This window comes from Ligilactobacillus equi DSM 15833 = JCM 10991 (genome assembly GCF_000615765.1).
Lineage (GTDB): Bacteria > Bacillota > Bacilli > Lactobacillales > Lactobacillaceae > Ligilactobacillus > Ligilactobacillus equi.
Window position 1 is genome coordinate 12,664 of record NZ_BAMI01000012.1, and the last position, 25,345, is coordinate 38,008.

Below are 25,345 nucleotides of genomic sequence, written 5' to 3' on the forward strand. Positions count from 1 at the left end.
ATTATGCAGCCACGTAGTGTAAGAATTTACAGTATCGAACCAAATGGAAATCGGAAACTACTTGCTACTGTTTTTCAAGCTATATATTATTCTGAAGGCTTTTCTTCTTCGTGGGAGCCAACTGACGCACTTTTAGATGAGATTAGTTCTCTGAGGAGTGATTTTGCTTATCGGGATTGCGTGCTTGAGGTAACGTCTGGTGATGGAGCCTTTGATGCTAGATACTAGGACTTATGTTATTTCAAGTAACTTATTAATGCGAGAAATACAGAAAATACGAGATGCGAGAGATATAAGAAACACGAGAGGTGGGACGCTTCAATGCCAACAAAAGAAGTCAAGTACGCTACTTTAAGAGCGGTAGGTAGAATTTATCGTAATGGTGCAATGAATAAAGCTGTTTTAGCTGATTTTAGGAATGCAACATCTATCGATAAATTACGCTCACAGGACTCCTTAGAGGCTATTTTAAGTAGTTTAGAGGAAGAGGACCTAAGTGTAACTGGCAATCCTTCAAAGGGCGAAAAAGCCGCTTTTGGAGCCTTACACTTATACGCTATTGCACAGCAAAGACAAATTGCTTCTGCTTTAACCTTAACCAAAAAAGAACATGATACATCATTATTTGCTGTCTTAGGTAAATTACGGTATGTATCTGATGAATTACGCATTAGTTTAGACCGAGTTTTAAAGCCCGTTCTAACAAGACCTAATTATGAGATGGCTGTACGTGAATTATCACATGCGCTTAAAATTGCCAAGCAACATGTTCAAAATATGAATATTGATTTTGCTCAACTGGCAGGCGATTTGTACTATATGCAATACAGCTTACAAAGTGCTAGGAAAGTACAACTACTATGGGCCCAAAAATACTATCGTCCATACAATGTAGTTACTAGTGAAGAAAACAAGGAAAACGCAAAATAAGAAAGGAATTTCCAAATGACACTATATTTAGATTTATCTGTAATCCAAACTGTTCCATCTGCAAACATCAATCGGGATGAAGTAGGCGCTCCTAAGAAAGCATATTACGGTGGCGTTTTACGTTCACGTGTATCTTCTCAAGCATGGAAACACGCTATTAGAGAAGATTTTGCTAAAGCTAATGTTGATACCGCATATCGTACTAAGTTAGTTCCTAAAAAGTTAGCCAAGCTATTACAAGCTAAAAATGGTGATTTATCTGATGAAGAAGCTATGGAATTATCTGTTGCTACTTTAACAAAGGCTAAGATTTCAGTTACTAAAGACAATGAATTAAGTGCCTTAATGTTTATTAGCAAGGGCCAACTTGAAAAGCTTGCTGATTACGTTTTGGAAAACAAGGAATTAAATGAAGATCAGTTAAAAGTGATTTTACAATCTAACAATTCTGCTGATTTAGCCTTATTTGGTCGTATGGTAGCAAGTGATCCTACGCTTTCTGTTGATGCATCTGTGCAAGTGGCCCACACGATTTCAACTCATGAAATTGTACCTGAATTTGACTACTACACCGCTTTAGATGACTTAAAGACAAGTGCAGGGGCGGCAATGGTAGGGACTACTGAATATAACTCTGCAACGCTTTTCCGCTATGCAAATATCAATTTAGATGAATTATTGCACAACTTAGGCGACAAGAACATTACTCTTGATTCAGCAACTCAATTTATCAAGTCATTTATTAGCTCAATGCCTACTGGATACCAAAATGCTTTTGCTAACAAGACTATCCCTGAATATGTAATGCTCACACTACGTAATGATACTCCGGTTAACTTGGTATCTGCTTTTGAAGAACCTGTTCAATCAACTAGTGGTTTTTCTCGTAAATCAGTAGAGCAGCTTGAAAAAGAATACAAGAATACACTTAAATTCTTAGATGAACCAGTAGCAAACTTTGTATTAAGCAAGTATGACTCATCGTTAGAAGAACAAGTAAATAATCTTGCTGACCTGTTAGATAAAGTAAAGGATTCCTTTGTAAAGTTGGTGTAAGTTATGCGGACATTAACAATTAGACTAACTGGTGTTTTTCAATCTTACGGTGGAGAAACAAATTTTTCTAGGAGAGGAACTAAGCCTTATCCTACAAAAAGTTCAATCATTGGAATGATTGCCGCTTCTCTTGGCTACAGACGTGATGACGATGCACAAATCAACGAATTAAATAAATTGAATTATGCTGTTCGAATCGAGCAACTTGGCGATGTAACAACTGATTTCCATATTGTTCATTATGAAGGATACATCACTGGTAATAGGGGCCAGGTTAGCGGTTCTAAAATCACTTATCGAGACTATTTGCAAGATACAGTATTTTTAGTTGCTATTAGCAGTGAAGATGATGAGTTAATTAATACAATTCGTCATTCACTAGCTCATCCCAAATTTCAACTATTTCTCGGTCGACGAGCAAGTGCTCCGGCAGGCGTTTTAAAGACAAGTATTTTTCCAAATATGACACCAATTCAGGTCTTAGAAAATGAGTCTTGGCAAGCAGCAGATTGGTATAAAAAACGTTTGAGAAAGTCTGAAGTAGCCTTAAAAATAGTAGCTGATGTTCAACTACTAAAAGGGCAGAAATACAAAATTTCTAGAGATACAGTTATCTCATTTTCTGAAAAAAAGCGAAAACATGGTTATCGAGGAATTGCAACTAAAACTGTTAAAGTTGCTAATGATAAGTATGTTGCTACTTCAACAAAGCATGATCCGTTATCGTTTTTTGAAACTGAAGTAATCGCGACAAAGTGATGACGAAAAACATTGATTTGACAATGTTTCTTTAGTGCATTCCCTACGTATGTAGGGGTGAACCTCAAGGTCTAAGAAAAGACCGACGCTATAAAACGCATTCCCTACGTATGTAGGGGTGATCCTGACAGTCATACTAAAAGTTATAGAAGGGAGGGGCATTCCCTACGTATGTAGGGGTAATCCTGCTGAGTACATTATTGAACAAGTTGATGAAGGAAATTTCCTACGTATGTAGGGGTAATCCTATCACTCCTGCAGCGGTTCATAATTTCAAGGAGTAGTCCCCACGTATGTAGGGGTGATCCTGCTGTGTTAATACTGGGGGAAACTGCAGATTCAGTTGTTCCCTATGTATGTAGGTGTGGCTCTATCGGCTTTTTGCGTGTTTCTTAAATGATGTTCCCTACTGTTATGGGTGTTTTCCTGTATGTGTCTTCCTGTGTTCAAGGGCGATATTAGCTTGTATATTTGAAAGTTGTTTCCTACTTTTATTGTAGGAGTTTTATAGAAAGGAAAAATTATGTATTATTTATCACGAGTAGAAATTAACAATAAGAATGCAAAAGAAATTAAAGAATTCAACCACTTAGGTGCTTACCATAATTGGGTAGAGCAAATGTTTCCTGAAAATATTGAAAATGGTGTTCGCCCACGTCATTTATGGCGTATTGATATCTTAAATGGTGTAAAATATCTATTAGTACTAAGTGAAGAAAAACCTGATTTGGATATTTTAGAAAGTCATGGTATAAAAGGAACTGGAATTATTAAGGAATATGATAAGTTGCTAGACACCATTAAAATAGATTCAGTATTAAAGTTTCGCTTAACAGCCAATCCTGTACGCCAATTTAATGGAAAAGCATATCCTCACGTTACCGTAAAACAACAAAGAAAGTGGTTGTTAGATAGAGCTGAAGCTAACGGCTTTACGTTAGATGATAATTACTTTACAATCGTTAGTCGTGATTATGTTCCATTAAAACGGAAAAATAGCAGAGGTTGCAATTTAAGTCGGGTATCTTTTGAAGGTATTTTAAAGGTAACTGATGTTGATAGCTTTAAAGATATATTAGTTAATGGCTTAGGGAGAGAAAAGGCGTTTGGTATGGGACTCATGACTGTTGTCCCATTTTAGCAAAGTAACTAAATTTTATCTAGATGTGTTAGCAAGATGTTGACAAATCAATGTTTTTTTAGAGTGTTCCCTACGTATGTAGGGGTAATCCCGTCCAAGCTTATCTTGAAATGCCTTAGCTGCTGTGTTCCCTACGTATGTAGGGGTAATCCCTCAAGCTGGTCTTCCTCGAGCGCCCTTTTTTCGTGTTCCCTACGTATGTAGGGGTAATCCTAAAAGTGGCCACGGAGGATTAGGCGGTAATAAGTGTTCCCTACGTATGTAGGGGTGAACCTTCTCGTTTTGCTGGTGGGGCGGACATGGGTTCGTGTTCCCTACGTATGTAGGGGTGAACCTTAAAGGTTGGGAAGAAGAACTAAGGACGGGAAGTGTTCCCTACGTATGTGGGGGTGAACCTGCAAATGTCCCTGCTCGTCCAAAAGACGCCCAGTGTTCCCTACGTATGTAGGGGTAATCCTATATATACATTCAAACCTTGATATTAGCAATTGTGTTCCCTACGTATGTAGGGGTAATCCTGGTGCAGCTGACAAGACTAACCAAGTTAAGACGTGTTCCCTATGTATGTAGGGGTGAGCCTGATTAGTAATGGTATCTTGGTTGCTCTTGATAGGTGTTCCCTACGTATATGGGGGGTGAGCCTATATGTTCAAACCTTGATATAGCAAGTAGTGTTCCCCACGTACGTGGAGGTGATTCCGTAGGTGAGGGTAAACCTGTAACACCGGGGTGTACGTTTCTTATTCCCTATGCTTGTAGGTGTGAACCCATAGATACTATGGATACTATATTTTCTTGTTCCCTATTTATGTAGGTGTGAGTCTGTAGAAGTTATTGAGGTTATCCAAAATTAAATAAGTAGTGCATTTCTTATGTACATTCGCATAAGAAACAAGAAACTTTTTTCAATAATGATATTTTGTTCTTTTTTGGCTACAATAAAGATTGAAATTTATTGACATTTTATCATTTTGAATTATAATTAATTTTAAAGAACAAAAACTTATAATTTAAAACCACAAAAAAGAACAGGAAGTGAGTGGAATCAATGGTTGAAACTACGTTAAAGTCAAATATTGGCTTATCCTTGTGCGCATGGCTTGATTATTTGATTAGCAAGGGGATGATTTCTCGCAACAATAGAGATTATTTATCTGATGTGATTTTAGAAATGGTATCAATGATGGGTTTACAAAAAAAGCCTGATATGCCTGAAAAAACACATATTATCAAATATCAGTACACCGATGATGTTGCTAAGTATAATGAGCATCAAAGAGAAGAGTTTTTAGCAAGTCTTAATCAGATTGGTTTCAACAATCAGTGCCAAATAGCAGATAAACTCTTTGACCAAGAAGTCCTGTTAGAAAAAGAAGTAGTGAATCTTAGCGATTATGTTGAGGTAAACAACTTAGGTAGTGATAATCCAATGTATGCACTAATTACAGAGTGGAATCATGTGGTTAGATTGCTAAATAACTATTTAACTAAACTAGCGAAAAATGGGAAATATTCTGAAAACACAGTATCTGAATTTAGTGGGTTCATTGAACAAATGATTGTTCTTTCTGGAATAACACGTTCATACAGGAACGGTTATTTGTTTGAACATAATGTGTATCTAACAGATATGTTTGAATCTTTAGCTCATGACTTAAAGCTAATAGGCTTTGAATATTGGAACTCTGTGAATAGCGATGATGAAGAATACCTGACGATTGCATATCCCGTTGCAAAATAATACATAAGAAGGTTGGTGTAGTGGTATGTCAGACTTGAATACACAATATGAAAAAATAGGGAAAGAATTAGTTACTCAATTAGGATATGATCCAAGAGTACTTGAATTTGCTAATGAAGATAATGGTCTTAGTGATTGGTACTGGGGGAAGGTATCAGAAATATTAGAAAATCGATGGCTTTTGAACTGCGTTAAAGAGTACTATGAGTCTTGTGTTAATTGCTAGAGTAATGAAAGATGGTGATATGGTGAAGCACTATGGTCGTCATAAGGATAATCATTATTACAAGGGAATTAAAAATATTTTCTACCGAAAGCAGCATAGTTCCTGCGAAACTAAAAAGATACAGTATGCGACTAAACTGGATGCACTTATCGATATATCAGCGATACAGTACCAGAAAAAGAAAAACCGATGTCAACAGTAACCCCTCTATTCACTGAAGTAAGGGGCTTGAAATGAAAGTTTTAAGTCTGCTCACTTTGATGAGGATTCTGGAGCAATTCAGAATTTGTTGTCTAGACTAAGCAATCAGCTTCGGCTGATTGGAAAACTACGTTATTTTAGTCATCATACCTTATGAATGATACCCTAGTTTTAAGCTCTATGGAGGATAGTAAACAAGGATAAGGTTAATGTCCTAGTCGGCCCCTCATAACAAGCTAAAATAACATTGTCGAAGGGTAACCACATGTAACTGTTAGTTCTCTGATAGTTGCGTGATAAGGTACATGCTACCTTATAAAAAATGAAAGGAGAAAATCAAAATGCAAAATCGAGTTTTTGTCATTAATAAACATGGTGAAGCTTTAATGCCTTGCAAACCGAGAACTGCTAGAAAATTATTACAAAGTGGCAAGGCTAAGCCTATTAAGAAAGAACCATTCACCATTCAACTATTGTACGGTGCAAGTGGTTATAAGCAACCTATTAACTTAGGTGTTGATAGCGGGCAACGTCACATTGGGCTTGCGGTAACAAGTCAAGATAAAGTTTTATTTCAAAGCGAAGTCGAATTGCGCCAAGACGTTAAGAAACTTCTTGAAAGAAGAAAAACTTATCGTCAAGGTAGACGGAACCGTAAGACACGTTACCGTCCAATGCGTTTTTTAAATCGCATCAAAAGTAGAAAAAATAACTGGTTGCCACCGTCGGTACAAAGTAAAGTTAATCACAACATTAATTGGATTAAACGCATGTTAACGGTGTTACCAAACCCTGAATTACACATCGAAGTTGGTAAATTCGATATGCAAAAAATGAAAGACCCTGCCATTAAAGGTGAAGGTTATCAAAAAGGGGACTTGTACGGCTATCAAACGGTTAAGCAATACGTCTTAGCTCGTGACCAATATAAATGCCAAGTCTGCAAGAAAAAAGGCGGTAAGTATAAAGGAAAAATCGTTAAACTCAAAATTCACCACATTATTTACCGCTCACAGGGTGGTACCAATGCCCCTGCTAACTTAATTACCGTTTGTGCTGATTGCCACACTTATCAAAATCATCAACCAGGTGGCATCTTATATGCCTGGTATCAGAAGAAAAAGAAAGTAACTAAGCCTTTGAAAGGCGCAACCTTTATGAATATTCTCCGTAGGAGATTATGGAATGCCTTTCCTGATGCCAAGTTCCAGTATGGGGCGCAAACCACTTTACAACGGGCAAATTTAGGCTTGGCAAAATCGCACTACAATGATGCCGTTACAATTAGTGGTATTGAACATATTAGTGAAAAGCCAACAAGTATCGTGATGTTTAAACAATTTCGCAAGAAAAAGCGTTTCTTACACGAAGCAACCGCACGCAAAGGATGTAAAGACAAGGAAGGGCACAGAAACAAGAATGTCACCAGTAAACGGAATGCCAAAAACACCAAAGAAGCAAACGGCTTTTGGCTTAATGATTATGTCAGAATCAAGAACAGTAAACTTAAAGGCTACATTAGTGGCTTTACAGGGAGTTCCTGTTATATCAAGGATTGTCTTGGCAATTATCTGACTCTTAATACGTACAAGCAAACAAACTTGTCTAATGTTGAATTTATTAATCATAGAAATAATTGGTGTAATACCAGTATTTCCGAACAAAGATACGTTATGGAATAAAAGAAGAAATAGAAAGGAGTCAGCTTTTCAAGCTGAGAGCTATCCATCCCACAACTAAAGTAACGGGATTTCCGCTCAATTATCATTAAATCATTTTCGGATGTACCACTTAGAGCATATCGGTGCAAATACTGTGGGCAGTGGCACATGACTCATTATCGTGATTATTATGATGAGTAAAAAAGATAAATAACCGTTAACTGGTAACAGCTAACGGTTATTTTTGGTTTGTATTCTGTATGATAAGAAATAAGCTAATTTTGAAAAGAGTTAGGATACTTAATTTCGTCCAGTAGCGGACTAGCTTTGCCAACGTAATAATCAATGTAAAGCTTCTTCTTAGCTCTAGTCATCCCCACGTAGAGAAGTCTGCGTTCGTCTTCAACGAATTTTGAATGAGCCATAATTTCTGCATAGAACATTCTCATAGCAGTTCTAAGTTGTGTATTTTCTTCTACCATTTTGCTAAGCATTCCTTCTGTACTTAAAGATTGAATAATCTTTAATCTATCACTAGGTTGAAGGTCGTCCAACTTGTATACATCTTCAAAGTACATTTCACATGCATTAGGACTAATTCCTAGCAATGCACCTAGTACATAAGCCATTGAATCAAAACTACCATAGTCCATTAAATCTTCCAAATCTGAGTAATTAAACAAGGTATAAAACTCTTCAAAAGTGGTATCGGCAGGAAATGCTTTGGATATTGCCATTAAATCATCAGTTAAATCACTATCAGTAAGCCCGTACAGGTAAACGTTGTCCCATTCAAGTCCCTTTGATCCATGTAGGGTATCAAGCTTAATAGAGGGCTGTTTGGTATCTGTGAGGTTATTACCGTTATTAACTATGGCTGAAAGAAGTCTAAGATTTCTATCTTGAGATTCTTCTAATTCTTCAAATTCGCTAAATTTCTTCGTCAACTTATAGAGATAGTTTTTAATTGTTTCAACTCTTTCTGAAGAGTAGACATGGTATATCTTAGTCATGCGTTGAAAGTATAAATTGGTTATAAGGTCAACTTCTCGCAAATACTTTGATAAGTCCTTTTCTTTCTTGTGTTTCATTTTTTCAAATTTTCTGTGACATCTAATTACTTCTAAATCACTGTCATCAGCAACATCATCATCATTTGTGCCTATTACCCAGTTAACATAATTAGTAATGGTGTTGATTTTCCGATATCGAACAACGCTTTTTAGTTTTTTGGCATATTTTCCAAACCCAATTCTGTTTGCGTAATTTGCTAGTAAGATAAAATCGTCATAATAAAAGGCCTTTATTAATCCCATAAAAACGTCATATACTTTGTCATTTTGCAAAATATTACTAGAACTACCTACATCAAGATAAACGTCCTTATACGCTAAAACATCGGCTATAACGGGCTTATCTTTATTGTATCTAACTAGAATAGCACTTGATTCATTGGGGCTATTCGCTAAGTTTTTGAGCATTTTCTCAAAGAACTCATCCCCATGATTTCCTTCTTTACTTTCAATCTTATAGACTTTTCCACCTTTATTAAATGCTTTAAGGGACTTTTCTAGTCTTAGTGTATTTTTAGTGATTACTGGAATTACACTATCTAAAATATTCCCACCAGTACGATAGTTGGTAGATAAGTTAAAGGTGACAGAATAATTGACAAACGTTGAGAACTTTTGAATAAAGTCAGGGGATGATCCTCTAAAAGAGTAAATGGATTGGTCATCATCCCCAATAACCATTAGCTGCTCAAAAGATTTTTCAGAGAAAATACGATTCATCAATGCCCATTGTAAAGCGTTAATATCTTGGAACTCATCAATAACGATAACGTTCCACCTACGCATCATTACACCTTTTATCTTAGATTGTAATCTCTCGTCATTTAACGCAACATAGAGAAGCTTTTGCATGTCTTCAAAGTCAATCTGTTGGTTACGTTCTTTTAGCGAGCTATATTCTTTGAGAGCATAAATATAATTTTCAACCCATCCTTTGTTAAGATATTGATCAGAAACTAAACTGATAAGTTCTTCAACGGATAATTCTTTCTTCTCAACCATGGCTAAATAGTCCTGAATTGCTGTTGAATTATAATTAGGGTCTAACCCGTTAGAACTGAGCATTCGATTGACTAACTGGCTTTTAACTTCAAATATTTGTTTCAACGATTCAGAATTGGTTAATTCTTTGCTTTTATTGGGTAACTTAAAATAAGTAATGTAGTGTTTGTATTCACTAGGTAATACGCTAACAGTTTTATATTGGGGCATGTAGAACCTTAGCAACTTATAGAAGAAAGCGTGAAAAGTAAAGAAACTAGGACTGCCCCAATCACTAATATTAATACCTAATATTTGAACACGCTTAATATATTCGTTATATCTTTCTCTCATGTCTAATTGAGCTTTCTTCGAGAACGTAATTCCTAACACATCATGTGGTCTGCTATTTCCAATAAGTGCATTATAGATGATTGTTAGCATAAAGATAGTCGTTTTACCTGAACCAGCGCATGCATTAACAAGAGTGGGGTGTGCGATTCCTTCTTTAAGAATATTTTTTTGTTCATTCGATAGTTTAAATTTACCGATTAATTCGATAATCTTAAGAGCTTCATTTTGATCCATATAACTCGTTCCTCGTGTTTATTTAGAGTGTTTTTCTAATGCATTAATGTCTATCTAACGTATGCAGTATGACGTTACACATTCTCGTCAACGTGAGTAGGTAGGACAGTTGAATATATAGGGGATGGTTTGTAGAGAGGCTTCTCCATTTTAACTGCTATATAAAATGTGTTCCTTTCTATCGTACTATCATATTTTTAGAGGCGAGGGGGGAGTGTATCGCATAATGTACTGTATACCGCAAATTGTTACTTTTTAAACAATACCATTTTATAACGTTTCGTTATAAAAATCAATACATTTGCTAGAGTGCTTTAGGAATATAGCTTTATAAAAAAATTTGCGTAAATAAAAACCGCTCCAAACTCCCAATTTCAAGCGGTTAAGTTTACCTATAAACGTGCCGTCGACCGACAGCTAAGAAGGATGGGTATTAGCGTACCTGTCCTTTTTCATTTGCCATTATAAGCTATATAGTACTTGCAAGTCAACACTAATAACTTATAGCAGCGGATGAACTAATAACGTCATAATATGAGGGTAAAAAACAATATAAGGGGAGAAGAACAATTTTCGGTGCAAATTGTTCTTCTCATCTTTCTAAAATATATAGATTTTTCGGAAAGATATAATTGATAAAAAAGAAAATGACTGTTTCAAAACATCTTCTACCTAGTTTTTACGAAATTCGTAATTCAGATTTTACAAAACAATCTTTTTGTGCTTTCGTTGTTCTTATTTATTTTTTAAATACTTTAGCACTTCTTTGTTTTGGGCCAAATTTTTTTCTAAAACTCTGTTGAAGTCATCATCTAATTTTGCTCTTTGGTTATCAAAATGTTTTTTCTTCATTGGATCTGATAATTGTTCTTCCAGATATTTGTCAAAGTTTATGTGTTTGCTGTTCATTTGATTCGTTTCTTTCTTTTTAATTTTCTTGTGGATATGATTTTGCTAAATTACATCCCACATGCTGCTCTCTACTGATTATTACTGACTATTACTGAATAATACCATATTTTACTCTTTCTCTGAAATTATTGTGCTTGCATTGCTGATGGATAAGCTCTTTCTTGTTCTGTACTACTTATGTTATGATATGTTACTGACTATTCTAATTAGTTATAGCTGCAAGAAAATAAGATGTTACAACCGCTTAAAATTAGGCGAATACGGTACTGGCTAAAATATACTATGATATAAGTAGGATATGTTTACATTGAGATGTAAATGTGCCTAAAACACCATTACACTAAAAGCCAAGCATCCCCACTTTTTACGTTTCAGTTAGTATGCTTGGCGTATTTGATAATTTATGGCAAAAGCTTCATCAAAATTTCGGGTTAGCTGTGCGATGTACGGCCTTGTTTGTTTTGGTTAATTCTTTTTTGGTATCATTTAAACGGTCGCTGCTTTAAATGATACTTTTAATCGGTTGATATAGGAAAAATGTTGAAGAATAATGAACACATGGAAAATTCAGAGTTAATAAAAAGAAATATGTATACAATAGGTCAAACTGTAAAAAAATTAAGAAGGCAGAAAAAATGGTCACAAGAATATTTAAGTTTTATGTCCGGTCTAGATCGAACATATATTGGTGGACTAGAAAGAGGAGAAAGAAACGCGACTATAGGAACATTAACTACTATTTCTAAAGCTTTGAATATAACTTTATTTCAATTAGTAGAGGAAGCGTCTAAATATGAATCAGGAAATCATTAATAATGCTAAGCGTATCCGTAATAATATCGAAAAAAGTCAAAAGACGATTTATGAAAAGACAACACCAAAGGATAAAGATTTGTGGTTAGGAGATCAAGAGCTAGAGTATTTGTTAAGGTCTTCTTTACTCGGTAAATCTTATGAAGGTCAGGCAAATAGAACTCGATCAAAGTCTATAAATCAAGATATTTGCAAGGCTATGGGCTATCCTGTTCCTAAGTCGTTCAAGAAGACTCATCCTCGGTTTGTATGTCAGAACTTTGATAAGTATGCTCAGCAATCTAATAATCTTCAAATTTGGAATGAAGAAATCACACCAACTAGACGTTATTGTTTAATAATGTTGAACGATAAAAATGTAGTAGTTAACGTATTAATCTTATCTGGAAATACCTTACAGGAATTTGATTCAACTGGGACATTAACAACAAAATATCAAGCAAGTTTAATTAAAGACTATAATAAGTCGACACTTCTAAGTACTCATGATACTGATAATATTCAAAATGCATTTGGTGAATTTAATACTCTTGTAACACAAGATCCTGCTTCTTTCCCTACTGCTAAAAGTATTATGAGTATTAAAAGTATATTTAACCGCTTAAAGCTATTGGAAGGTAAGAACTTTAATATCACAGGTAAAGAGAGAACGGATGGTAACATTTTACAAGGAATAGTCTATAAACAATTGGGATATACACAATATAGAGAAAATGGACAATTACCAGATTTGATGAACCAATTATTAGAAATTAAAAGGCAAACTTCAAGAACGATTGATTTAGGATTGTTTAAACCAGATGATCAAGAAGAACTTAATATTCCAGCTATTAATGGCTATGTTCCTAAAGTTGAAGATTTACGTTACGCAATATTTTATTGCAGTATTCATGATACTCAAATGACAATTGATAAAATATTCTTAGTAACTGGGAAGGATTTTTTTAAATATTTTCATCTTTTCAGCGGAAATAAGCAGAATAAAAAAATTCAGTTGTCTTTAAAAAAAGAATATTGGAATCTATAGTTCTTCTTTTATTATAGCAGTATGAAGACTCCTTAACTTGGTTTAGGTTTACACAAAAAATACCGAGAACGTTTTTTAGTTCTCGGTATTTTTCTCGATGAAAAATATGATTTTATTGCATATTAAAAGCCAGTTGTACTTCACTATTAATACTTTTTTCTAATTTCTTAGTATCATTTGGATTTTTGCATATCATTTTAACGAGTTTAATAATCTTTTGTGAATGTTTATTGTTGATGTCCGGAAGTAAATAGTTTTTTACATATTGTGTTAAATAGCGTTTTCTACCACTATACAATACATTTTGAAACTTAATATTGTAGTATTTCTCCATAATACTTGAATTTGCTACACCGGTTGCTAATAGAAGATAATTATTTGAAACATCATTTTTAGTTGTTAGCCAATAGCAATTTCCATCAACATAATACCCCTTGTCATCATAAACAAATTTAGCTTGCTGACTAATGTCCGGGAATATGACTTTATTATTGGCTAATTGTTCGGGTTGTTGCGGAACCCATATTTCGTACCATTTACGTTTTGCCTTTTTTATATAAGATCTACCAGCTAATTGTTGTTTATGTTCTAATAGGTAGTTATATGCATGGGGATATTTGTAAAAGTCAATTGGGATTCTTTTACCATTTTTTATTGTATGAGTATATAAAATAGTATTTAAATTATCGGGATGAGTTTGCCATCTCTCAATGGTTTTTGATGAGACCAAAGGATGTAAAACTTCTTTTTCGGGTCTTATATTGGTATCTAAATCTTTCCAATTTTTCTTTATAAATACGTTATCCGCAGTAGTTTTAATTCCTACATGGACATCAAAAACATCACCGAATTTTTTATGAGCATTTTTTTCTAATTTGGTAACCCATTCTTTTTCGGCAAAAGTTGCCATATTCCAAGGAGTATCTGAAACAGAAGCATCTAATAAGCCAGATGTTACCTTAAAAGAATGTCCTTTATATGAATGTATTCCATTTTTCTCTTTTAGTAGTGTCGATAATTTGTCTATAGAATCTGTAGACTTTGCACTTGAGGCTGATTCATATACCCTAGTAAATGGAACGCTACTGTTATCACTATGTTTTTTCTTTTTCCCAATAAAAATTGCAGGTAATACGGCTGCGGAAAATGGTTTAGTGTCACCTAAATCAATAATATTTAAAATCTTAAAGTTATCACTTAAGAAGTCTCGTATGTTTTTACCACTTTTATTCGTTAGATACTTATTAGAAGTTATAACGCATAAAATGCCGTTATCCTTTAAAGTGTTGGTCATAGCCTTAAGAAAGACATGATACATATCAACCTTTCCAGATAAATTAAATAATTTTGCTAAGTGTTGAGACCTTTCAGCACCTAGAATTGATGTTCGAATATATGGAGGATTTGCGATTATTAAATCAATATTATTTATTTCATTGTTGAGACTGTTAGGTTGATTGAATAAATTAACATTTTCAACATTTTCGATTAAAGAGAGGTAGTCGGCAGAGAAAAGTTTAAAATTGTTGTGATTTAGTTTCCCTTCTGCAATATGAATAGCTTTTTGGTCTATGTCAATACCATATCCTTGATAATCAATATCTTTAAAAACATTTTGAACAGCTAGAAGAAGATTACCATCTCCACATGCTGGATCCAGTAATTTTAGCTTTTGGTTGCTGACACTGTCGGAGTTTTCTCTTAAAAAATAATATTTAAGCTGTTGTGCTATAAATAAAGAAAGATCGTCAGGGGTATATTGAATACCATTTTTCTTTTCTTGAGTTAAAATCATAACTTCACTTCTTTCCGTTGAAATACATTGTTTTTTGTTGCTCTAATAAATGATTTAACGTGTCTAAATCATCAATATAATCATCCAGTTTGCCTGTATTGCCCGTTCTGCTTTTGTTCCAGGCTTGGGATGAACAAAGTTAAATGTGGCTCTTCTTAAAGCTAGGTATGATGTACGTTCTGGGTTACGTTTTTCCCAAGCACGAGATGCGTGTTTTTGAGATTCTTTAACCAAATGGAGCCCTCCTTTTTTAGAGTTTTTAGAGAATTATTAATTATCATTACATAATCATTTTATAACGTTTCGTTATAAATGTCAATAGCTAAAAAGCGTGATAGTCCCTTATTTTTGGACATATCACGAATTAACAGCTGCTATACTCTAAACTGACGGCTTATCTATGCTCACATTATTAGTTATATAGGATTTTGCTAATAATTACTCGAGTAGTTCAGAAGGTGATAGCAACTGTTACAACGATAGTAACATGATTGCTGTTATAGAGCAAGCATGCTACTATCGCATTTCTAATATTGCAAAAAGCCAAGCATCCCCTGTTTTGAGATATGCTTGGCTTTGCGCTTGTATGCTTTTCTTGCATTGCTAACTTACATCGACAATCGCAACAAAAAGTAAGCAAAAAGACTCTTAATAACTTTGGCGTGATCTCATTGTACCGCTTGTAGTTGGTAATTACAAAGTTATACGTAAGTGCGTTGGAATAAGTATTACAGCTTAGGAAAACGTACAAAAGTTTGGGTGTCTTCTAAATTGGGCTGTGGTTTGGCTTCAACAGGTGTGGAAGTTGTAACGTTAGGTAAATCTGAATTCCGCCAAGAAACATAAATAATGTAACTAGTGAAATCTTCAGATAGTTTAGTCTTATAACCGGCTCCAATTAAGGAGCATTAAGCCCTTGCATGTAAGTCTTGATGGCCATATCAATAGAAGGGGTAATCTTCTTGGTAGTCATGCCGTGTAAGACATCTAGTCCTTGGGAAGCTTCGTTATCGTCTTTAATCGTGGGTAAGCTTTTGAAAAAGTCAAAAATATTAATACGACAGTGGTGTTTGGCTTCTAGTTCCACAGATAGAACCAAGCGGCGATTAAAATATTCTTCAAATAATTCATGGTTATGAATGAGGTAGCGTAAAGTAGCTTGAATTTTCGTATAATTTTCTAATTCAAAATCTTTTTGTAGTTGACGGATTTCGTCGGCAGTAAGCATATTTTTCTTCCTTTCTAAGTCCTAAGTAGTCTTAATCTAATTAATCTAATTTTTAATAATAATTATAACTTTTGGCACGGAAAAAAGCACGTAAGAAAATATTGCTCAATGCTAAGTTACTTAATTTTGTTACTTAATTTTGTTACTTAATTTTGTTACTTAATTTTGTTACTTAATTTTGTTACTTAATTTTGGTGGATAATGCCTCGAACTGTACTACTGGAACACTTCTACTCTGTCACTCTGACTAACTTAGCAAACCCAAACATCCCGATCACCAAGCAAATAATCAATATGTTTGAGTGCTTAAATGGATGGGATGCTTGGCTTATTTGCTATTTTTGTGCATGAGGAATGGAAAAACCGTCAGTCATTCCAGTTGTTGATTCTTGTTCACGTTTTAAATACGCGTTGTAAACTTTTTCGCTGTCAGTAGCTAATCCCTGTTCTTTAGCCATTTCAGCTAAGAATTGTAATGCTTCATTTCTTGAATTAACTTTTACTCCTACTTTGATATTTTGTTCTTCTAAAATATCAGCTGGGTTGAGCTTATTTGAAACGATATTTTCTTTTGCGTTACTTGTTTCTTTGTCATCCTCTTCAATAACTTCCCCTGTAAAGATGTCAACTCTTGGGCCATTTGCTCGAGCTTTTTTTACATCTGAGCCTGCGATTAAGGCAAGAAGTATCCCAGATGCTATTGCACCAATTAAAATGTAGATAACCCACATTAATGGGTGGTTAACTAACGGTAAGATAATAAAGCCACCATGAGGAGCTGGAACTTGAACTTTACCTACGTAAGATAGAGCTGCGGCGATTGCTGAACCTACCATAAATGCCGGAATATTCTTAATAGGATTCTTAGCTGCGAATGGAATAGCACCTTCAGTAATATGCGTTGATCCTAATAAAGCATTGACATAACCTGCTGAACGTTCAGACTTTGAGTATGCTTTTGGCTTGAGTAAAACTGCAACTGTTGTTGCCAAAGGAGGTGCAATACATGCTGCTGAAACCCCTGCCATAAAGTAGTAATTACCTTGTGCTAATAATGCTGTACCTGTTAAATAAGCTGCTTTATTGACTGGGCCACCAAAGTCAAAGGCACACATAGCGCCAACAATAATACCTAATAAGATAGGGCTTACATTTTGAACTGTTTTTAGCCAGTCCATTAAGCCTGTATTTAAAGCTGCCATTGGTGTATTAATTAATGTCATCACCACTCCAGATAGTAATACAGAAAATACTGGAGTTAAGAAAATTGACTTCAAGCCCCTAAATTGCTTGTCAGGCAACCAAGTAAAGCACATTTCTACAAGCTTTACGATGTAGGCTGCGATAAAACCACCAACTAATGCTCCTAAAAAGCCCGTACCGCCATTAAGTGCAATCATACCTGTAACTAGACCCGCAACTAATCCGGCACGCTTAGATAACGATTCAGCAATAAATGCTGCGAATACAGGAGCCATTAAATTAATGGAAACACCACCGATTGATTTCAAGGTAGCTGCGATAAGGTTGTATTGGGCACTTTTTGGGTCATACGAGTAAATTCCCCAGAAAAATGAAATTGCTGTTAAAACACCACCTGCTACAACAAAAGGTAGCATGTGTGATACACCGTTATATGTGATACACCGTTCATCAAAGCTGTATACCATTGTTGACCAATGCTATCAGAGCTTTGATTTTTTGTGATGTTAGAGTTAGACTTTCCAACTAATTCTGGTTTCCAAATAGGTGCTGTAAAGGACTTATTAATTAGTCCTTCTGCATCTTTGATTGCTTTTGCAACTGGAACCTTAATTACATGTTTTCCTGCAAAACGATCTGGGTCTACGTCAATATCTGATGCAATAACAACTGCTTTTGCTTCCTTAATTTCTTCTTCTGTTAGAACGTGTTCAGTACCTGATTGACCGTGTGTTTCAATCTTTATTGTGTACCCTAATTTTTTTGCTGCTTCTTCTAGAGCTTCTTGTGCCATAAATGTGTGTGCTATACCGGTAGCACAACCTGTTGCTCCAATAATGTCGTATTTTTGCATATTAATCGCCCTTTCTTTTAAAATGATTATTGCCAATAATCTTGTCTTCTGATTACTTTGAGTAACAAGTGATTTTTACCTGTTTTTCAAGTTCTGAAACTGTTTTAAAATCAGTTAATCCTGTTGATTGAGCTGTATCGGAACCAGCCGCAATAGAACGTTTAAAGGCTTCAAGTGTTGGCACTTTATTAATTATTTCCCCCATAAAAGTTCCTAACATTGTATCACCTGATCCCGCTGAATTTTGTAATTTGATTTTTGGAGCATTGCTTACATATACGTTGGTATTAGTGATTAAACAAGCACCTTTATCACCTAATGATAACAATACATTTCTTGCTCCTCTTTCTATCAAATTTTGCCCATACTCGATAAGTATATCTAGATTCATATCATCCCTGTTTTTATCGTCGAACCATTCTAATAGTTCTTCTTCATTTGGCTTTATTAAGTAAGGATTGTATTTCAGAATATCTAACACTTCTTTATAGGAGCTATCGATTACTAACCCACAATTAACTTCCCTACTTATTTTTGCTATATCTTCTAAATAACTAGGAGATATACCTTTTGAAAATGAACCTGAAACAATAATCCAATCATCACAAGTAACATGTTTTTTTAAATATGTTAGCAATTTTTCTTGTAAGTTTTTAGGGATAGTTGGCCCAGGGTTAACCTCTTTAAATTCTTCCCCTGTTGAAACGACTTTCGTGAATACGTTGATTCTTGTTGGTTGTTCTACACGCCAGAATTTGTTAGTAATTCCTTTTGATTTTAAACTGTCTGAAATAAAATCTAGTGTGAATCCACCGCCAATGCCTAAAGCAATATTATCAACATTTAGTTTTTTTAAAATAATAGAAACATTTACTCCTTTTCCATTGGGTTGAATATCGCAAAAATTAGTTCTATTTACCACTCCATTCCTCAAAGTCTCTGTTTCGATTGCCAAATCTATCGCAGGGTTAAGCGTTATGGTGTAAATCATGAGGACCCCTCCTTTTCTTCGTTTTAAATACAAACAAAACCAATCGTTTTTATTTACGCTTTTATTATAATGAATTATAATAGATTTAGGTTTTCTAAATGCTAATAAAATTCGAAAAATATTTTCTGAATTTCCATTCAAAAATCGGGGTCTTATCATGGGAAAAATCAAAAATAAATTAACAGAAACAGAGAAATATCTTTGGCACTTAATTAGTGATAATCCGACAGAAATAATTAAAATGTCTATCACTCAACTTAGTGAGTATAGTAACGTTTCTCCGGCTACTATTGTGAGGACTTTAAAGAAAAAAGGCTATTCGGGATATACCTCTTATCGGGAAAAATTAAGAACAGAATGTAGCGAAAATTATCGTAATTTTAGGGTACTTGAGGAAGCGGATAAAAGTATTCAAAATGTGATTAGAAAAAAACGAAATTGAGCTTACGAATACTCTTAAAAATTTGAATTATGCTGATATTGAAGATGGTATTAAATTGTTACAAAATGCAGATAGAGCTTATATTTTCTCTAGAGGTATGTCTGAACTTACAGCAAGAAGTCTAACAACAAAACTACAATTGGCAGGTAAATATACCGAATCATATTCAGATCCTAATATCATAACTGAGTTATCGAAGAATATTACTTTAGATGCAGTTGTTATATTTATTTCTCTTAACGGTGAAACAAGTGAGTTAGTCGAAGCTTCTTGTATTTTGGAAGAAAAAAACATCCCCACTATTATATTTACTACTAATGAAAATTCTTTACTTATACCCGCAAGTACAGTTAGTTTTATTGGCTATCAGTCGATAGATGACTTCTTTAGCAATTACGAAGTTAAGTCAAGACTACCTTTGGATATTATGACCAGAATATTTGCTGATTCTTATCTCGTTAGAAATAACAATCATTAAGAAAAATTATGTTACAATCAGTAATTTTAAATTAAAGATAACTATGGATATCTGAATTCAAGCTATGGTTATTAATAAGAAAAAGTCTTGCAATAATCATAATAATTGTAATTATTGCAATCTGCCAAACATATAAAAAGCCAAGCATATACTTAAAATTAGGGATGCTTGGCTTATTTGCTTATAATTTATTTTTCTTTAATTCTCGTATCTGCTTATCAAACTTTAGATGATGTTTCATTGTACTATTTATTCAAAAATTGTGCCAAAAAGGTGCAAAATGGCACGATTTTAGGGCTATATAATAAATATACGTTAAAAATTACTAAACGCAGCGACTTGTAAAGAACCTAAAAAAGTCATGGTTGCAAGCGCAACCATGACCAGATGGATAGTTTAAGACGGTAATAAAATTGGTTCAACTTAATTGTGGCAATGGGTCTCTTCTTTGCCATTCTTGGGGAAAACCAAGTTCACTTAGAATTTTATCAAGTGATACTGAGTGTACTTTATTTTCTAAATTGCGAAAGCGTTTTCTCACAGTGTTATTTAATATTGCAAATTCATTATTACTAATAAAACATTCTAAAATAATCATTGCACAATAAACAGTTCTTCTTGTTTTATCATCATCCCTTATAATCGAATCATGAATATCATGTAAATAAGGATAATAAATAGCAGTTTTTATACTATTAAAATTGAGTAGTACGTCGTCGTGTGCACATGCATTTCGAAGATCTTTTAATACTTCAATAAACGAAATCATTATATTGGGCGAAAATTGCCCATGTTCAGAATCTTTGTTCTCTCTTTTTATAAAGTTATAGCAATCATGAGCTATTTTGTTTTGTAAATCTGTTGGCAATACCTTAATTAACGTTAGTATGTCGCCAAATTCTAAAAATTCAACCATTACCCACAATGGTACAAAATTATATTTTTCTCGGTAGTGATTTATTGCGTTATTCTTATACCTTGATTTATTTGTTATGGTTCTTGAAATTTTTGTTATGATGTAAGATATATCTAAACTTTTTTCATGATTAAACGAACTGACATCAAGGTATGCTTCTTTTTTCCCTTGATAATATTCCTCAAAGCGATAGGCTAAAATGGATTTCAAATGATGTTCAGCAAGTAGCAAAGAGTCCAAGAGTGTTTTTCGCAGTTCTCTGTTAAAAAAATATAAACTAATAATTTCGTCAAATGTTGCTCCACTAATGTATTTATCACTATCGGAATCCATAAAAATTTTACTATATCCATTTATAATACTGTAATAATTATTCGTTAGCAGATAAGCTTGTGCTTTGGCTTTATCTGAAAATTTTAACCCTCGAGATTCTAATAATTTAATTTGTTCTTCTACACTTTTAAATACTTTATTCAAAAAAAATACCTCCATCCGTACCTCAAAGTGAAGCAGAATGAAAGTATTTTTCCGCGGCAGGCTCCGTAGAGTAACTACCCCTCCTATTTATTTTCATTCTACTTAAAAAATATTTTTTTGTCAACTATTTTTTACTTTTTTACTTTTATTAATCTCTATCGTAATAATACTTGCTTTATAATACTATTGCAAGACGCTAAAGCTAGATGTTTATCTATTCTTTGTTTTTGTAAAATAAGTGTCGATATCTAATTTGTGAATATCTATTTGTGATTTTTTCATGATTGGAATTCTAGGATCAACATATTCATTGCTATCAAATTTTCTATAAGTCATTCCATATAGATAACTATTTACCAAATCATTATGAATTTTCTCTTCTTGAAGAGAATACCCTAATTCTCTGATTAATAATTTTATAATTAATGTATTGATTTATATTCTGTTGTTTTTTTTTCAGCATATTCCTCTGCTTTTTTATATGCATCCTCTTCCCAATTACTTATATCATTTTGATAAAATAAGTCTATTGCTTCTCCTGGATATATATACCCCTCTTCTTCTTGTCTTTTTAACGAATTAAATATTTCGTCTTCATCTTTTTTTATCATCTCTTTTAACGTTTCTTTTTTACTTTTGTTATTGTTAATCTTTTCTTTGATAATACTAATTACTGTATCGTAATCATATTTTGATGGTCTTGATATTCCATTTGAAGGTTGAATATCTTTAAACCATTCTCTTAGTGTTCTAACTTTTTTAGGATAATTAATTTCAGATAACCACTTTGAAATTTCTTCTAAAGTGTATTCTTTCTTTATTTCCATTACTTTTCTCCCATTTTACATTTTTTACTTTGCTAATTCATTTAATGATATATCATAAGTATAATTTCATTTTATACCAAAATAACACTAAATTCAAATGTATAGGGATCTAAATTTAAAATTGACACAGCAAAAAAATGTACTATAATTAATTACATAATATATTCAGTATCTTACATCTTTAAAAATAAAAGGAGTAGATAAAATGGATAAATTAAAATCCATCTACAAACAATTAAAGAAATATCTTCAAAAAAATCTAGGTATCAATTATTTCGAAGTAGTTTTCTTATTCGAAATAATTAGTATAGCGCTGAATTGTATTGATGGTAAAAATAAAAAATTAATATTTATATCTGAAGAACCTCCACTTTTTTTGAAAACATTCATATCTATTTTGGATAATTTTTTTGCTTTCAATATCATTGTTATGATTGCAGTTATTTTACTATTTTTACTTCTCATTTTCTTCCTTATAAGTAGATATATACCTGGAACTGGTAAAAAAACATATACTGATGATGGGAAAATCATAGCATATAATCCTTTTGCTGCTATGAAGTGCATTAAAAAACTTACAGTGTTTATTTTTCAAAAATTATGGATTACTTATTTCAGTATTCTTTTTTTATACGGTGAAGTTTCGTTTTCATTTGCAAATATTATTCTCGTCTCATTAAATTCTCTTATTTTAATTATTAAAATCTTTTACAATGTTTTTCACTCTAAAACTTCAGTTTTATCAAATTTAGATTTTCCTAACGTTGAGGAGATTAGATTTAATTCTTTAATCTTAGATACTAAAAATGATCAACCTGAATATATGAAACAATATTTAGTGTTAGCTGTATCAGAGAAAAAATTAGGCCCAAAGTATTATTTAATTAGAGATATGAGTATTAGACATAAGGCTTACTATTATATTGTTAAATCTAAAATCAATGATAAAGACAAGGAAGAAAATACTATACTAGTATGGTCTGATAAATTTGAAGACATTAAATATGCTTTTGAAAATAACTTAAAAAATAATTCTTCTGTATAATGGAAAAAGTATAAACATTGAAAGCCTTAAGAAATTGTTAAAAGTAGTAATTTCTTGAGGTTTTTTCTTATTGACTTATTGATTTAAAACTTATTTTTGTTGTCACATCATTTAGGGAATACGTGACAGTTGGTCTAGCAGGTATATTATCAATTCTTACAGAATAATCACCATAATCCCAAATTGGAGTTTGAGTAGCTCCAATAGTAGGTTCACCACTTCTCCATCTATCAGCTGTTTTTAAAAGGACAAAGTTACCTTCTGAATTTCTTTTAACTGTATACGGACTGTTTAGCGCATTACTATTTATTAAATTTGAATACGTACTATCCCTGTATCTTTAACTGTTACAAATAAATAATCTGATGGATTTGATTGAATAATATCATCCGTTAATTTTTTTGAGCCTTCATTATTTTGCAATTCAATTATATCTCTATGATTACTATCTTCACCATAAATATAAGTTTGCGTGTAAACGTTAGGAAGAGGTGCATCAGGTTTCATATAAACGACGGTATCATGAAAACCGTATTCAAAATTTGGGTCTTGGTATTCTGGAGGAAGGTTATTACACGATAATTCCATCTTTTTTACAGTAACTGTGTCGTTAGACACATTATAATGCCAATAAATTTTTGTATTAACAGTAGTATTTAAATATCCACCATTTGTGAAACGGCGTCATTAAAATTGTTAGAAGGATATGCTTTTGGTTTTTACCTTTTTAAGAAATCGGCGCTTGGGATGGTATATGGTATAGTTAGTAATAAGGAAGAATAGTAGCAAGAATGCTTTTGCAGCTACATTTTAAGCTTTTTAACAACTATTTTTTTCAGAATGGATTTTAAAATGAAATATAAATTTTGTTTTGTTTTTTAAATTCAATTCCTACTGTTAATTAACGTACAACAACATTGTTAAAAATTTATATATATTTACATTGACATATTGCTATTTAATTGAGATTATTGTATTGATAAGTTTTTATAACAAAAAGCATACTATTACTATTGTGAGGTGATTTTTTGGACTACCCTTATCAAAACCAGTATCTTCAATACATGAATACTATTCAAGAAAAAAATAAAATAACGATCAAAAATAATGATTATCATCTAAAATCATTCTTCTATTACGAATCATTGTATAATCGTTCTTTTATTGAATCAGGTTATCACGTAGATTCAATTGTTGAAAGTGATATAAGAGAGTTCCTAGTATATATAGGTGATTTACGTAATTTAACAATTGGATCAACTAATCAGTACTTATATTCTATCGCGGGATATTATAAATATTTATTTAGAACCGAAAAAACCAAGGTTCTTCCTACTTTGGATGTAATTGGACTTCCAACAGTTGGATCGTATAAAGTTACGATTTATGATGTTGGATGGATCGATAGTTTGCAAGATTTATTAGAAAATGAACGTATTGACTACTATACCCGTTTTTTCCTATTGTTTACTGCAAGGTTCTATAAACTAAAAGAAATTCTAGCAGAAGATTTTTATAAAATTGCTAACAAAGAGATGAAAAATGCTCCTGAATATCAGCAAATATTTTTTTACAAATTTAGGAACAGAATACGTCCCCTTCAACAAAAATATAAAACGAAGGCATTATTAATTCAGCGTAGATCTCAAAGCAAAGATAATTACTTGATTTCGACAAACCAACAATTATCAAGATACTTGCAGCGTGATAAAAAATGGTTTCCTTTTATTACAAAAACACGGGAATTATATCGTACAAATATTATTTATTATTTGGAAACTCATCCTGATATTAGTGAAGCTGTTCTTAAAGAAACTTTGCACATGAACCAACAAACTCTTGATTGGTATCGTAGGTTAGCTAAAAGATACTTTAAATGATGTTAATCCCTTTATTTGCGGGTTTTTTTGTATTATTGGTTTTGTTTGCTACGTTTTAGTAAACCAATATAAACACATAAAAATATACAAAAATTTACAAA

23 protein-coding genes, 1 pseudogene and 1 CRISPR repeat array are annotated in these 25,345 nt (G+C 33.0%); of the genes and pseudogenes, 14 read left to right on the forward strand and 10 right to left on the reverse strand.

Annotation, left to right across the window (positions count from 1 at the left end; translation table 11 throughout):
• Nucleotides 1–3 precede the first annotated feature (3 nt).
• The 8 genes from JCM10991_RS04220 (at nt 4) to iscB (ending at nt 7,736) form a co-directional block, all read left to right on the forward strand.
• A complete protein-coding gene (locus tag JCM10991_RS04220; RefSeq protein ID WP_023859996.1) occupies nt 4–228 on the forward strand; it encodes a hypothetical protein in 225 nt (74 codons plus the stop codon).
• A gap of 93 nt (nt 229–321) precedes the next feature.
• On the forward strand, nt 322–930 hold the full coding sequence (gene casB, locus JCM10991_RS04225) for a type I-E CRISPR-associated protein Cse2/CasB (RefSeq protein ID WP_025020658.1): 609 nt from the start codon (nt 322–324) through the stop codon (nt 928–930).
• Nucleotides 931–945: 15 nt separating this feature from the next.
• On the forward strand, nt 946–1,986 hold the full coding sequence (gene cas7e, locus JCM10991_RS04230; protein WP_025020659.1) for a type I-E CRISPR-associated protein Cas7/Cse4/CasC: 1,041 nt from the start codon (nt 946–948) through the stop codon (nt 1,984–1,986).
• Between the two features lie 3 nt (nt 1,987–1,989).
• A complete protein-coding gene (cas5e, locus tag JCM10991_RS04235; RefSeq protein ID WP_023859993.1) occupies nt 1,990–2,745 on the forward strand; it encodes a type I-E CRISPR-associated protein Cas5/CasD in 756 nt (251 codons plus the stop codon).
• A gap of 42 nt (nt 2,746–2,787) precedes the next feature.
• Nucleotides 2,788–3,055: a CRISPR direct-repeat array (repeat unit 23 nt; unit sequence CCTACGTATGTAGGGGTAATCCT).
• A gap of 213 nt (nt 3,056–3,268) precedes the next feature.
• Nucleotides 3,269–3,886 carry a type I-E CRISPR-associated protein Cas6/Cse3/CasE gene (gene cas6e / locus JCM10991_RS04240; RefSeq protein ID WP_025020660.1) on the forward strand — a complete coding sequence of 206 codons (618 nt, stop codon included), beginning with the start codon at nt 3,269–3,271 and terminating at the stop codon, nt 3,884–3,886.
• 1,048 nt (nt 3,887–4,934) lie between these two features.
• Complete coding sequence (locus JCM10991_RS04245) at nt 4,935–5,627, forward strand: hypothetical protein (RefSeq protein WP_025020661.1); 693 nt, start codon at nt 4,935–4,937, stop codon at nt 5,625–5,627.
• Between the two features lie 25 nt (nt 5,628–5,652).
• Nucleotides 5,653–5,853 carry a hypothetical protein gene (locus tag JCM10991_RS04250; protein ID WP_025020662.1) on the forward strand — a complete coding sequence of 67 codons (201 nt, stop codon included), beginning with the start codon at nt 5,653–5,655 and terminating at the stop codon, nt 5,851–5,853.
• A gap of 542 nt (nt 5,854–6,395) precedes the next feature.
• Nucleotides 6,396–7,736, forward strand: coding sequence for an RNA-guided endonuclease IscB (gene iscB, locus JCM10991_RS04260; protein ID WP_025020664.1), 1,341 nt, complete (start codon nt 6,396–6,398; stop codon nt 7,734–7,736).
• A gap of 254 nt (nt 7,737–7,990) precedes the next feature.
• On the opposite strand, the gene JCM10991_RS04265 is transcribed toward iscB, so the two are convergent.
• Together JCM10991_RS04265 and JCM10991_RS15105 are read right to left on the reverse strand one after the other, a co-directional pair.
• Nucleotides 7,991–10,357 (reverse strand): UvrD-helicase domain-containing protein, encoded by a 2,367-nt coding sequence (locus JCM10991_RS04265; RefSeq protein WP_025020665.1) that lies wholly within the window; start codon nt 10,355–10,357, stop codon nt 7,991–7,993.
• A 735-nt stretch (nt 10,358–11,092) separates the two neighbouring features.
• Nucleotides 11,093–11,266 carry a hypothetical protein gene (locus tag JCM10991_RS15105; RefSeq protein WP_155889568.1) on the reverse strand — a complete coding sequence of 58 codons (174 nt, stop codon included), beginning with the start codon at nt 11,264–11,266 and terminating at the stop codon, nt 11,093–11,095.
• A 561-nt stretch (nt 11,267–11,827) separates the two neighbouring features.
• Here JCM10991_RS15105 and JCM10991_RS04275 point away from each other — a divergent pair.
• Nucleotides 11,828–12,082 carry a helix-turn-helix domain-containing protein gene (locus JCM10991_RS04275; RefSeq protein WP_051527951.1) on the forward strand — a complete coding sequence of 85 codons (255 nt, stop codon included), beginning with the start codon at nt 11,828–11,830 and terminating at the stop codon, nt 12,080–12,082.
• Nucleotides 12,063–13,109, forward strand: coding sequence for a hypothetical protein (locus tag JCM10991_RS04280; protein WP_025020667.1), 1,047 nt, complete (start codon nt 12,063–12,065; stop codon nt 13,107–13,109). Before JCM10991_RS04275 ends, JCM10991_RS04280 begins: the two co-directional genes overlap by 20 nt.
• A gap of 112 nt (nt 13,110–13,221) precedes the next feature.
• Here the strand turns inward: JCM10991_RS04280 and JCM10991_RS04285 are convergent, their stop codons facing one another.
• From JCM10991_RS04285 to pfkB, 5 genes and pseudogenes are all read right to left on the reverse strand, one after another.
• The gene (locus JCM10991_RS04285) at nt 13,222–14,904 is read right to left on the reverse strand and encodes an Eco57I restriction-modification methylase domain-containing protein (RefSeq protein ID WP_035188037.1); all 1,683 of its coding nucleotides are present in this window, start codon (nt 14,902–14,904) and stop codon (nt 13,222–13,224) included.
• A 63-nt stretch (nt 14,905–14,967) separates the two neighbouring features.
• Complete coding sequence (locus tag JCM10991_RS15110) at nt 14,968–15,138, reverse strand: hypothetical protein (RefSeq protein WP_155889569.1); 171 nt, start codon at nt 15,136–15,138, stop codon at nt 14,968–14,970.
• A 664-nt stretch (nt 15,139–15,802) separates the two neighbouring features.
• A complete protein-coding gene (locus JCM10991_RS04300) occupies nt 15,803–16,132 on the reverse strand; it encodes a hypothetical protein (protein WP_025020669.1) in 330 nt (109 codons plus the stop codon).
• Nucleotides 16,133–16,473: 341 nt separating this feature from the next.
• A pseudogene (locus JCM10991_RS12625) lies at nt 16,474–18,188 on the reverse strand (fructose-specific PTS transporter subunit EIIC); the annotation flags it as partial.
• Between the two features lie 52 nt (nt 18,189–18,240).
• Nucleotides 18,241–19,179 (reverse strand): 1-phosphofructokinase, encoded by a 939-nt coding sequence (gene pfkB, locus JCM10991_RS04310; RefSeq protein WP_025020670.1) that lies wholly within the window; start codon nt 19,177–19,179, stop codon nt 18,241–18,243.
• Between the two features lie 157 nt (nt 19,180–19,336).
• Between pfkB and JCM10991_RS15660 the strand changes: the two genes are divergently transcribed.
• Complete coding sequence (locus JCM10991_RS15660) at nt 19,337–19,621, forward strand: MurR/RpiR family transcriptional regulator (RefSeq protein ID WP_225349918.1); 285 nt, start codon at nt 19,337–19,339, stop codon at nt 19,619–19,621.
• A gap of 22 nt (nt 19,622–19,643) precedes the next feature.
• Complete coding sequence (locus JCM10991_RS15665; protein ID WP_225349919.1) at nt 19,644–20,099, forward strand: SIS domain-containing protein; 456 nt, start codon at nt 19,644–19,646, stop codon at nt 20,097–20,099.
• Nucleotides 20,100–20,517: 418 nt separating this feature from the next.
• On the opposite strand, the gene JCM10991_RS04320 is transcribed toward JCM10991_RS15665, so the two are convergent.
• Together JCM10991_RS04320 and JCM10991_RS04325 are read right to left on the reverse strand one after the other, a co-directional pair.
• The gene (locus JCM10991_RS04320; RefSeq protein ID WP_025020671.1) at nt 20,518–21,492 is read right to left on the reverse strand and encodes an Abi family protein; all 975 of its coding nucleotides are present in this window, start codon (nt 21,490–21,492) and stop codon (nt 20,518–20,520) included.
• Between the two features lie 422 nt (nt 21,493–21,914).
• Nucleotides 21,915–22,319 (reverse strand): hypothetical protein, encoded by a 405-nt coding sequence (locus JCM10991_RS04325; protein WP_025020672.1) that lies wholly within the window; start codon nt 22,317–22,319, stop codon nt 21,915–21,917.
• A gap of 205 nt (nt 22,320–22,524) precedes the next feature.
• On the opposite strand from JCM10991_RS04325, the gene JCM10991_RS04330 reads away from it, so the two are divergent.
• A complete protein-coding gene (locus JCM10991_RS04330) occupies nt 22,525–23,364 on the forward strand; it encodes a hypothetical protein (protein ID WP_025020673.1) in 840 nt (279 codons plus the stop codon).
• A 309-nt stretch (nt 23,365–23,673) separates the two neighbouring features.
• Here the strand turns inward: JCM10991_RS04330 and JCM10991_RS04335 are convergent, their stop codons facing one another.
• Nucleotides 23,674–23,952, reverse strand: coding sequence for a hypothetical protein (locus JCM10991_RS04335; RefSeq protein WP_025020674.1), 279 nt, complete (start codon nt 23,950–23,952; stop codon nt 23,674–23,676).
• Nucleotides 23,953–24,392: 440 nt separating this feature from the next.
• Between JCM10991_RS04335 and JCM10991_RS04340 the strand changes: the two genes are divergently transcribed.
• Nucleotides 24,393–25,244, forward strand: a complete 852-nt coding sequence (locus tag JCM10991_RS04340; protein WP_025020675.1) for a site-specific integrase — start codon at nt 24,393–24,395, stop codon at nt 25,242–25,244.
• Nucleotides 25,245–25,345 lie beyond the last annotated feature (101 nt).

Bases quoted from the DNA above. Each gene is read 5' to 3' on its own strand.
- JCM10991_RS04220 (WP_023859996.1), top strand. From the start codon at position 4: ATGCAGCCACGTAGTGTAAGAATTTACAGTATCGAACCAAATGGAAAT.
- casB (WP_025020658.1), top strand. From the start codon at position 322: ATGCCAACAAAAGAAGTCAAGTACGCTACTTTAAGAGCGGTAGGTAGA.
- cas7e (WP_025020659.1), top strand. From the start codon at position 946: ATGACACTATATTTAGATTTATCTGTAATCCAAACTGTTCCATCTGCA.
- cas5e (WP_023859993.1), top strand. From the start codon at position 1,990: ATGCGGACATTAACAATTAGACTAACTGGTGTTTTTCAATCTTACGGT.
- cas6e (WP_025020660.1), top strand. From the start codon at position 3,269: ATGTATTATTTATCACGAGTAGAAATTAACAATAAGAATGCAAAAGAA.
- JCM10991_RS04245 (WP_025020661.1), top strand. From the start codon at position 4,935: ATGGTTGAAACTACGTTAAAGTCAAATATTGGCTTATCCTTGTGCGCA.
- JCM10991_RS04250 (WP_025020662.1), top strand. From the start codon at position 5,653: ATGTCAGACTTGAATACACAATATGAAAAAATAGGGAAAGAATTAGTT.
- iscB (WP_025020664.1), top strand. From the start codon at position 6,396: ATGCAAAATCGAGTTTTTGTCATTAATAAACATGGTGAAGCTTTAATG.
- JCM10991_RS04265 (WP_025020665.1), bottom strand. From the start codon at position 10,357: ATGGATCAAAATGAAGCTCTTAAGATTATCGAATTAATCGGTAAATTT.
- JCM10991_RS15105 (WP_155889568.1), bottom strand. From the start codon at position 11,266: ATGAACAGCAAACACATAAACTTTGACAAATATCTGGAAGAACAATTA.
- JCM10991_RS04275 (WP_051527951.1), top strand. From the start codon at position 11,828: ATGGAAAATTCAGAGTTAATAAAAAGAAATATGTATACAATAGGTCAA.
- JCM10991_RS04280 (WP_025020667.1), top strand. From the start codon at position 12,063: ATGAATCAGGAAATCATTAATAATGCTAAGCGTATCCGTAATAATATC.
- JCM10991_RS04285 (WP_035188037.1), bottom strand. From the start codon at position 14,904: ATGATTTTAACTCAAGAAAAGAAAAATGGTATTCAATATACCCCTGAC.
- JCM10991_RS04300 (WP_025020669.1), bottom strand. From the start codon at position 16,132: ATGCTTACTGCCGACGAAATCCGTCAACTACAAAAAGATTTTGAATTA.
- pfkB (WP_025020670.1), bottom strand. From the start codon at position 19,179: ATGATTTACACCATAACGCTTAACCCTGCGATAGATTTGGCAATCGAA.
- JCM10991_RS15660 (WP_225349918.1), top strand. From the start codon at position 19,337: ATGGGAAAAATCAAAAATAAATTAACAGAAACAGAGAAATATCTTTGG.
- JCM10991_RS04325 (WP_025020672.1), bottom strand. From the start codon at position 22,319: ATGGAAATAAAGAAAGAATACACTTTAGAAGAAATTTCAAAGTGGTTA.
- JCM10991_RS04330 (WP_025020673.1), top strand. From the start codon at position 22,525: ATGGATAAATTAAAATCCATCTACAAACAATTAAAGAAATATCTTCAA.
- JCM10991_RS04335 (WP_025020674.1), bottom strand. From the start codon at position 23,952: ATGGAATTATCGTGTAATAACCTTCCTCCAGAATACCAAGACCCAAAT.